Genomic DNA, 9,543 nt, shown 5'->3' with positions numbered 1-9,543 from the left:
GTGGTGCCCGGACTCGGACTAACGCCGCAGGCGTTGAACAGCGCGCGTGTCGCGCTGGCCCCGAAGGGGTGAGCCGCTGTGCGGCGAATAATCGAACGCAGTTCGATGGAGAGTCCGGCTACAGAAAAGCAAAAACCCGCCTTTTGGGCGGGTTCTTTAAATAGTGGTGCCCGGACTCGGAATCGAACCAAGGACACGGGGATTTTCAATCCCCTGCTCTACCGACTGAGCTATCCGGGCAACGGGGCGCATTAAACCGTAATCGCCGCGCCTCGTCAACGAAATTTATCTGTTTTGCAGCAGACTGAACAATCTATCACCACATTGCGCTAAAAGCACGCGTTTTCAGGCAAAAAACAGCGTCCAGGCCGCGGAAATCGGCATCGCCAGCACCAGCGCAGGCAGCATATTCACTACGGCAAACATTTTTATCCCGCAGATGCGCAGCCCGGTGGCCACCAGCAGCATGCCGCCGACGGCGCTGAAATCCGCCAGCATCATCGGCGTGGTAAGCGGCATAATGATCGCCGCGCAGGCTGCAAGAGTCAGCTGGATAAGCAGCATCGGTACGCTGATGGCGGCGACGGCAATGCCCAGGGTGCAGGCGAAGATGGTGGCGGTGAAAAAGTCGAGAAACGCTTTGGCAATCAGAATGCTGGCGTCGCCGGTCATCCCTTCGCGCATGGCGCCGAAGACGCCGGTGCCGCTGGCGCAGAACAGGACGATAATCGCCACATAGCTCTGAATATAAGACTCATGAGCCGAAGCCTTTTTCTTGCCTTTCGCTGACATCAACTGCTGGAGTTTACTGACCAGCGTATTGATGCCTTTTTCCATATTGCATATTTCGCCGAGCAGCGTCCCCACCAGGGTCGACAGCACCATCACCGGCAGATTGGCGCACTTAATGACCAGTAAAATGCCGATGCCCAATGACGCCAGGCCAAAAATAGAGGTCATTGCGGTGCGGATCCGTTCCGGCAACCGTTGGCTGAGTAAGGCGCCCAGCACACCGCCGACCAGCACCGCGCTGGCGTTAATGAAAGGTCCTGTAACCACGCTGACTCCTGTTAAAAATCCCTGATAACCGCATTATTATGGCGTTAACTTACCGGGAAAGCTTGTGTATCCGTGATATAAGTGCATACGGTTTTCATCTTGCGCCTGTTCGGGAAAGGTGCCATGATTGCGCGAATTTTCTCCTCCCTGATATGAGGCCGCCGATGACGACACAGCCATTATCTCGCCAGCGACGCCGCGCCCAGATGCGCGGGCTGCCTCATCTTGCTACGCTTACCCCTCTGTTCACCATGCGGTGAAGGACACGTATGCTCACTGTAGGGCAACAGTAAGATCGGACGCGTCTGCTTTTACTGATGTCCGGCGGTCGGAGCTGAATCCGTCAGACCCGGACACATCGTTGGGCAAGGTCTCCCTTGTCTGAGATTTTTACACTCCCGATACGGGCATTTGCGCTTATGAAATCCATGCACATTGCCGCCAGCTGCGAGCTGGTCACCCGCTTGTCCACCCACCGTCGCGTTGTGGCGCTGGACAGTACCGATTTTACCGATGTGGCGGCAGTCGTCATCTCCGCGGCCGACAGTCGCAGCGGCATCCTTACTCTCCTCAGGCGTAGCGGATTTAACCTGCCGGTCTACCTGCTGAGTGAGACGGCGGTCGACAAGCCGGAGGGGGTGCAGGCGGTGATCGCCGGTAAAGATCAGGAGTGGCTGGAGCTGGAGGCGGCGGCCTGTGATTATGAAGCGCGTCTGCTGCCGCCGTTTTTCAATACCCTGACCCAGTACGTCGAGATGGATAACAGCACCTTTGCCTGTCCGGGGCATCAGCACGGGGCGTTTTTCAAAAAGCACCCTGCAGGCCGTCAGTTCTATGACTTTTTTGGCGAAAATGTCTTTCGCGCCGACATGTGCAACGCCGATGTGAAATTAGGCGATCTGCTGATCCACGAAGGATCGGCCAAGCACGCGCAGAAGTTCGCTGCGAAGGTGTTCAACGCGGATAAAACCTACTTCGTCCTCAACGGCACCTCGGCGGCCAACAAAGTCGTGACCAACGCGCTGTTGACCCGCGGCGATCTGGTGCTGTTCGATCGCAACAACCACAAGTCAAACCATCACGGGGCGCTGATCCAGGCGGGGGCGACGCCTGTTTACCTGGAAGCCGCGCGCAATCCGTTCGGCTTTATCGGCGGCATTGACGAGCGCTGCTTTGATGAGCATTACCTGCGGGATCTCATCCGCGAAGCGGCGCCTGAGAAAGCCAATGCCTCCCGCCCGTTTCGTCTGGCGGTGATCCAGCTGGGGACCTACGACGGCACGGTCTATAACGCCCGCCAGGTGGTGGATAAGATCGGCCACCTCTGCGATTACATCCTGTTCGACTCGGCGTGGGTGGGCTATGAGCAGTTTATCCCAATGATGGCCGACTGCTCGCCGCTGCTGCTGGAGCTGACCCCCGACGATCCGGGTATTTTTGTCACCCAGTCCGTGCACAAGCAGCAGGCCGGCTTCTCACAGACGTCGCAGATCCATAAAAAGGATAACCATCTGCGCGGCCAGGCGCGTTTCTGTCCGCACAAGCGGCTGAATAACGCCTTTATGCTGCATGCCTCCACCAGCCCGTTCTATCCGCTGTTCGCCGCGCTGGACGTCAACGCCAAAATTCATGAAGGCGAGAGCGGCCGCCGCCTGTGGGCCGAGTGTGTGGCGCTGGGCATCGAGGCGCGCAAAGCGATCATCGCTAACTGCAAGATGATCCAGCCCTTTATTCCGCCGACGGTGGCGGGGCGCCCGTGGCAGGATCACCCGACCGAGGCGATCGCCCGGGAGCGCCGCTTCTTCAGCTTCGAACCCGACGCGCGCTGGCATGGTTTTGAAGGCTACGCGGACGACCAGTATTTTGTCGACCCGTGCAAGCTGCTGCTGACCACCCCGGGCATCGACGCGGAGAGTGGGGAGTACAGTGAGTTCGGCATTCCGGCGACTATTCTGGCGCATTATCTGCGTGAAAACGGCATCGTGCCGGAGAAGTGCGATCTCAACTCGATTCTGTTCCTGCTGACGCCGGCGGAAAGTGCCGAAAAAATGGCGCAGCTGGTAGCGATGCTCGGGCAGTTTGAACAGCATATTGAAGCGGATACGCCGCTGGCCGATGTGTTGCCGACCATCTATAACAAATATCCGGTGCGTTATCGCGACTATACCCTGCGCGAGCTGTGCCAGGAGATGCACGATCTGTACGTTAGCTTTGACGTGAAGAGCCTGCAAAAAGAGATGTTCCGTAAACGGAGCTTCCCAAGGGTGGTGATGAATCCCCAGGATGCCAACCACGAGTTTATTCGCGGCAACGTTGAGCTGGTGCGTCTGAGCGAGGCGGAAGGCCGCGTCGCGGCGGAGGGGGCGCTGCCGTATCCGCCGGGCGTGCTGTGCGTGGTGCCCGGCGAGGTCTGGGGCGGCGCCGTGCTGCGCTATTTCCTCGCGCTGGAGGAGGGGGTCAATATGCTGCCTGGCTTCTCGCCGGAGCTGCAGGGGGTTTACAGCGAGACGGATCCGGACGGCATTAAGCGGCTGTATGGCTACGTGCTGAAGGGATAAAAAAACGCCCCGCCGAACAGGCGGGGCGTTTTACTTTTGCCGATCACACGCTCTGCTGGGCGGCGGTCGGTTGTCTGACGTGTTTGTATTTGAACAGCGCCACGAAGGCAAAGGCCAGCACCAGCGAATAGCCGGCGAAAATCAGCCACACGCTCTGCCAGTCAGTGATCCCCTCGACGGTAAAGTGTTCGACGACTTTGCCGCTCACCATCCCGCCGAGAATACAGCCGAAGCCGTTGGTCATCATCAGGAACATCCCCTGAGCGCTGGCACGGATTTCCGGGCGCACCTCTTTCTCAACGAACACCGAACCGGAGATGTTAAAGAAGTCGAAGGCGCAGCCGTAGACGATCATCGACAGCACCAGCAGTACAGTGCCGAACGGCGTCGGGTCGCCAAAGGCGAACAGGCCGAAGCGCAGCATCCACGCCACAATACTGATAAGCATCACGTTCTTAATGCCGTAGCGGCTAAGGAAGAATGGGATGGTCAGGATAAACAGCGTTTCGGAAATCTGCGAAATCGACATCAGCACTGACGCGTGCTCGACGATAAAGCTGCCGGCAAACAGCGGATCTTTATCGAAGCTGTGCAGGAAGGTGTTACCGAACATGTTAGTGATTTGCAGCTCGGCGCCGAGCATCATCGAGAAGATAAAGAAGATAGCCATACGCTTGTTTTTAAACAGTGCAAAAGCGTTCAGGCCGAGCATCTCCGTCCAGCTTTGATTGCGCTGGGCGTTGGCGACCGGAATATGCGGCAGCGTCAGGGTGAACAGAGTCAGCAGGACCGACAGCGTCGCGCCAATGTACAGCTGCATATGGCTCAGTTCAAAGCCGGAGAAGCTCACGCCCCACATGGCGAGGATAAAGCCGATGGTGCCCCAGATACGAATTGGCGGGAAATCGGTGACAATATCCAGCCCCGCCGACTGCAGGCGGTAGTAGGAGATGGTATTGATCAAGCCAAGCGTCGGCATATAGGCCAGCGAGTTAAGCAGGATCACGAGGAACATCTCGCCCGGCGTGGTGACCTGCGCCGCGAGGTACAGCGTTAACGCGCCGACCAGGTGGCAGATGGCGTATACCCATTTGGCGCTGATCCACTTATCGGCGACGATGCCGAGCAGCGTCGGCATCAACACCGCGGCGATACCGAGCGAGCTATACACTGCGCCGATTGCCGCGCCGTCAAACTTCAGCGTGACAAACATGTACGAGCCAAGCGTGGTGAGCCAGCTCCCCCAAAGGCAGAACTGCAGGAACGACAGTATTTTGAGCTGCAGCTTAAGATTCATGTAGTTATCCTCACGAATGTGGGCTTGTTATGTTTTTAAAATAACATTAATCCCGTTATTTTGATGCGATTCTATCATTCACAAGCTTAATGCTTCTGTTAACTGCCGCAGAAAACCGAAAGATATTACAGAGTATGGCGGAGAATAAGCGCGGCCTCAGCGCGGGGCTGAGGCCGGAGTCGGGAGGAGGGCTATTTACGGCGGTAGCTTTTCTGCGCCGTATTAACTTTGTACAGATAGCGGCGCGATTCCGCCGACGGATGGCGGGTGGTCAGCGTCTGGTAGACGTCCCCTGGCGCCATGCTGTTGATAATATTGGCCGCCTGCACTTTATCGCTGGAGAAGACCCGCAGTACGCTGCCGGCGCCGCCGTTATAGGCAGTGATCACCGCGTAGCGACGCGAGGTGGGGTTATCGATGCCGGCGAGGTAAACATTGTTCAGCATCGCCAGGTAGGCGGTACCGGTGTCGATGTTATTCGCCGGGTCAAACAGATAGCTGCGGCTTGGCAGGCCGGATTTACCCTGGGAGCGGAAGACGTCTCTGCCGGCGCTGTGCTGGACCACCTGCATCAGCCCCATGGCGTCGGCATGGCTGACCGCATAGGGGTTAAAGGAGGATTCGGTCTGCATAATCGCGAGGATCAGCGACTCATCAACCCCATACTTACGCGAGGCCTGACGCACCATGCCGAGGTATTTATGCGCACGTTTGTCGAGGTGGTTCGGCACCAGGTTAATGGTGATGCTGTAGACCACGCGCAGGCCGTTGTTGCGGCTCTTCAGACGGGTTTGCAGCAGATAGTCGGCAAAGCGCGCGGCGCGCCACTCCCAGCGAATCGACGCCCCGGTGTTATCCACCACCTGGCCATAGAGGAACGGCTCTTTGGAGATCTGGATGTCATCGACATCGGAATAGAGGTCAATGGAGTTGGGGTCATCGCCCATCAACAGGGTTTTGACGATCGCCTGGCGCAGTCGTCCGCGAGGGTCGGTGCCGGCAATGGTCTCGACGGTGATCGTCCCTTCATCGAAGTTGATGTGGCTGCGGGTTTGATACTGGTCGGTGTACTTGACGTAGTCCTTTGGCCCGGCGAGCAGGACTTCGTTGTACCCCCAAATGTTCTCGATGTTGTGGGCGAACTGGCCCATCAAAATATCGAATCCGTTCGTGTCCTTGACCCAGGCCTCGTTGTATTCGGCGCCTTTTTTATTGGAGCTGGAACACGAAACGAGCAACGGCGCAATCAGCGCGAGCGCTAAGTATTTTTTCATCATTCCGGGCGTGCGTGTTGTGTTTGTTTTTTTAAAGGCCGCAGGGCCCTTACTGTTTTTCCGGCGGCGTGTAGCCTTCGATGTGCACATCTTTCCCTTCAAACAGGAACTGCACCATCTCCTGCTCAAGCAGTTTGCGGTGCTCCGGGTTCATCATGCTGAGCTTTTTCTCGTTGATCAGCATGGTCTGCTTGTGCTGCCACTGCGCCCAGGCTTCTTTGGAGATTTCGTTGTAAATACGCTTTCCGAGCTCGCCCGGATACAGCTGGAAATCCTGGCCGTCCGCTTCACGCTGCAGGAAGGTACAAAAAATGGTTCTGCTCATAATTAATCCTCTTTGATAGCCGAAAAATTTATACCGGCGCTCCGGCTTTTAGCTGTTGCAACAAGCGCTCCACGGGGGCCGCCAGACCGACCGACGGCGGCTGCGCTAAGTTATACCAGAGTGCGTTGCCTTCATCCATGCATGCGCCAGATGAGTGCACTGTAAGCCACATCGGCACAATATCCAGGTGGAAATGGCTGAAAGTGTGGCGAAAAGCGGTTAATTGCGTCAGATTATCGGCCTTTATCTGGCGCTGCGCCAGCCACTCGCGTAGCTCCGCTTCGTCTGCAAACTGCGGAAAACAGAACAACCCGCCCCACAGACCCACCGGCGGACGCTGGGAAAGAAACACCTCGTCGCCGTGCTGCATCAGCAGGAAGTAGCCGGTGCGTTCCGGGAGGGTCTGCTTCGGTTTTTTGCCCGGGTATTCCGCCCATGAATGGTTCGCGTAGGCCACGCAGCCGTTGCTCAGCGGACACAGCTCGCACTTCGGCTTCGAGCGGGTACAAACCATTGCCCCGAGATCCATCATCGCCTGGTTGAAGCGCTCGACGCCCTCTGCCGGGGTGACCTCTTCGCTGATGTCCCACAGCCGTTTTTCCACCTCTTTTTTCCCCGGCCAGCCGCTGACAGCATAGCAGCGGGCGAGCACGCGCTTCACGTTGCCGTCGAGAATCGGATAATGCTGACCGAGCGAAAGGGATAAAATCGCCCCCGCCGTTGAGCGCCCGACGCCGGGCAGCGCCGCCACTTCGTCAAAGGTCCGGGGGAATTCCCCGCCGTGCAGTGTGGCGACTTGCTGTGCGGCTTTATGTAAGTTGCGCGCCCGCGCGTAGTAGCCCAGACCGGTCCACAGATGCAGCACTTCATCCAGCGGCGCGTTGGCGAGATCCACCACCGTGGGGAAACGCGCCATAAAGCGTTCAAAATAGGGGATTACCGTGGTCACCTGGGTTTGTTGCAACATCACTTCGGAGAGCCATACTTTGTAGGGCGTCTTGGCGATTTGCCAGGGCAGGGTTTTACGCCCGTATTTGTCGTACCAGTCCAGAACCTGGGCTGAAAATTGCGTGGCGAGAAAAGTCAAAGCTACGGCTCCGGGATCGCGATTACAGGGGGGCAGATTGCAGCATAAGGGCGAGTGGCTGTAAACCCTTGCATCCGCCGGGTAACTTTGGATAATGCCCGTTTTCCGAACACATTCACAAGCAGACCAAACTTTTATGAAAAACGACGTCATCTCTCCGGAATTCGATGAAAACGGTCGCCCGCTGCGCCGTATTCGTAGCTTCGTCCGTCGCCAGGGCCGCCTGACGAAAGGGCAGCAGCATGCGCTGGATAACATTTGGCCGGTAATGGGCGTTGAATTCAACGATGCGCCGCTCGATTTCGCCGCCCTGTTTGGCCGTGACGCGCCGGTCACCTTAGAAATTGGCTTCGGGATGGGCGCCTCGCTGGTGGCGATGGCGAAAGCCAAACCGGAACAGAATTTCCTCGGCATTGAAGTACACTCCCCGGGCGTTGGCGCTTGTCTGGCTTCTGCGGAAGAAGAAGGCGTACAAAACCTGCGCGTAATGTGTCACGATGCAGTGGAAGTGCTACATACCATGATCCCGGATAACTCGCTGAATATGGTGCAACTGTTTTTCCCTGATCCGTGGCATAAAGCGCGTCATAATAAACGTCGTATCGTGCAGCCGCCTTTCGCTGAGCTGGTGAAAAGCAAGCTGAAGCTCGGCGGCGTCTTCCATATGGCGACCGACTGGGAAGCTTATGCCGTGCATATGCTGGAAGTCATGTCCTCGCTGGAAGGCTATCGTAACCAGTCGGCAAGCAACGATTACGTACCGCGCCCGGAATCGCGCCCGGTAACCAAATTTGAACAGCGTGGCCATCGTCTCGGCCACGGCGTATGGGACTTAATGTTCGAGAGGGTGAAATAATGGCCAAGAATCGTAGCCGTCGTCTGCGTAAAAAAATGCATATCGATGAGTTTCAGGAGTTAGGCTTCTCCGTCGCCTGGCGTTTCCCGGAAGGGACCAGCGAAGAGCAGATCGACCAGACGGTCAACGATCTGATCGAAGAGGTGATAGAGCCGAACAAGCTGGCCTTCGACGGCAGCGGTTATCTCTCCTGGGAAGGGCTCATCTGCATGCAGGAGATTGGTAAGTGCACTGAAGAGCATCAGGCTATCGTACGCAAATGGCTGGAAGCGCGTAAGTTAGAGGATGTGCGCACCAGCGAACTTTTTGACGTCTGGTGGGACTAAGTTTGACAAGGGTCGGCAATTGCCGGCCCGTTTTGTCTTAAGGGAGTTTTATGATGCGTAAAACGCTGCTGGCGGTGGCGCTCTCCATCACCGCTTTGTCTGCCCATGCGGACTACCAGTGTAGCGTCACGCCGCGTGACGATGTGATCCTCAGCCCGCAGCAGGTGCAGGTGAAAGGGGAAAACGGCGATCTGGTGATAAAGCCGGACGGCAATCTGACCTTTAACGGCAAGGCCTATGCGCTCAGCGCCGCCCAGCGCGAACAGGCGCAGGATTATCAGGCCAGCCTGCGCAGCAGCCTGCCGTGGATTGACGAAGGCGCGCGGTCGCGAGTCGAAAAAAGCCGCAAGGCGCTGGATAAAATCATTACCGAACAGGTTGGCGCCAACAGCAGCATGCACGGTCGCCTGACCAAACTGGATGCGCAGCTGAAAGAACAGATGAACCGCATAATTGAGCGCCGCAGCGATGGCCTGACCTTCCACTATAAAGCCATCGACCAGGTACGCGCCGATGGCCAGCAGCTGGTGAATCAGGCGATGGGCGGCATTCTGCAGGACAGCATTAACGAGATGGGGGCGAAAGCGGTGCTCAAAGGCGGCGGTAATCCGCTACAGGGCATTCTCGGCAGCCTCGGCGGCCTGCAAACGGCGATTCAGGAGGAATGGAAAAACCAGGAGGCCGATTTCCAGCAGTTCGGCAAAGATGTTTGCAGCCGGGTGGTATCGCTGGAGGACAGCCGCAAAGCGCTGGTTGGCTCG

General features: G+C 57.3%; 9 protein-coding genes and 1 tRNA gene. 4 read left to right on the top strand and 6 right to left on the bottom strand.

The annotated features are described in order from the left end of the window. Window positions 1-164 precede the first annotated feature (164 nt). Together VZP09_RS17085 and VZP09_RS17080 are read right to left on the bottom strand one after the other, a co-directional pair. A tRNA-Phe gene (locus VZP09_RS17085) sits at window positions 165-240 on the bottom strand. Between the two features lie 105 nt (window positions 241-345). After that, complete coding sequence (locus tag VZP09_RS17080; protein ID WP_002916694.1) at window positions 346-1,059, bottom strand: DUF554 domain-containing protein; 714 nt, start codon at window positions 1,057-1,059, stop codon at window positions 346-348. Between the two features lie 419 nt (window positions 1,060-1,478). Here VZP09_RS17080 and VZP09_RS17075 point away from each other — a divergent pair, with 419 nt between their 5' ends. Then, window positions 1,479-3,617 (top strand): ornithine decarboxylase, encoded by a 2,139-nt coding sequence (locus tag VZP09_RS17075; RefSeq protein ID WP_032415547.1) that lies wholly within the window; start codon window positions 1,479-1,481, stop codon window positions 3,615-3,617. 43 nt (window positions 3,618-3,660) lie between these two features. On the opposite strand, the gene VZP09_RS17070 is transcribed toward VZP09_RS17075, so the two are convergent. The 4 genes from VZP09_RS17070 to mutY all read right to left on the bottom strand — a co-directional run bounded on the left by VZP09_RS17070 (window position 3,661) and on the right by mutY (window position 7,600). Continuing rightward, window positions 3,661-4,914 carry a nucleoside permease gene (locus VZP09_RS17070; protein ID WP_004144787.1) on the bottom strand — a complete coding sequence of 418 codons (1,254 nt, stop codon included), beginning with the start codon at window positions 4,912-4,914 and terminating at the stop codon, window positions 3,661-3,663. Window positions 4,915-5,105: 191 nt separating this feature from the next. Beyond that, on the bottom strand, window positions 5,106-6,188 hold the full coding sequence (gene mltC / locus VZP09_RS17065) for a membrane-bound lytic murein transglycosylase MltC (RefSeq protein WP_002916629.1): 1,083 nt from the start codon (window positions 6,186-6,188) through the stop codon (window positions 5,106-5,108). Window positions 6,189-6,237: 49 nt separating this feature from the next. Beyond that, window positions 6,238-6,513 (bottom strand): oxidative damage protection protein, encoded by a 276-nt coding sequence (locus VZP09_RS17060; RefSeq protein WP_004105744.1) that lies wholly within the window; start codon window positions 6,511-6,513, stop codon window positions 6,238-6,240. Between the two features lie 28 nt (window positions 6,514-6,541). Further along, window positions 6,542-7,600, bottom strand: a complete 1,059-nt coding sequence (mutY, locus tag VZP09_RS17055) for an A/G-specific adenine glycosylase (RefSeq protein ID WP_002916628.1) — start codon at window positions 7,598-7,600, stop codon at window positions 6,542-6,544. A 136-nt stretch (window positions 7,601-7,736) separates the two neighbouring features. Between mutY and trmB the strand changes: the two genes are divergently transcribed. The 3 genes from trmB to VZP09_RS17040 all read left to right on the top strand — a co-directional run. After that, complete coding sequence (gene trmB, locus VZP09_RS17050) at window positions 7,737-8,456, top strand: tRNA (guanosine(46)-N7)-methyltransferase TrmB (protein WP_002916627.1); 720 nt, start codon at window positions 7,737-7,739, stop codon at window positions 8,454-8,456. Continuing rightward, window positions 8,456-8,782, top strand: a complete 327-nt coding sequence (locus VZP09_RS17045) for a YggL family protein (protein ID WP_002916620.1) — start codon at window positions 8,456-8,458, stop codon at window positions 8,780-8,782. The genes trmB and VZP09_RS17045 overlap by 1 nt, the downstream gene beginning before the upstream one ends. Window positions 8,783-8,832: 50 nt before the next feature. Then, window positions 8,833-9,543, top strand: a 711-nt coding sequence (locus VZP09_RS17040; RefSeq protein ID WP_154707026.1) for a DUF2884 domain-containing protein, incomplete at its 3' end; no start/stop codon positions are given.

Origin of the sequence: Klebsiella sp. EMBS2024, from assembly GCF_036233805.1 — a bacterium.
GTDB lineage: Bacteria > Pseudomonadota > Gammaproteobacteria > Enterobacterales > Enterobacteriaceae > Klebsiella > Klebsiella pneumoniae.
The sequence above is the reverse complement of the archived record's forward strand: the minus strand, read 5'-3'. Positions and strand labels throughout refer to the sequence as shown.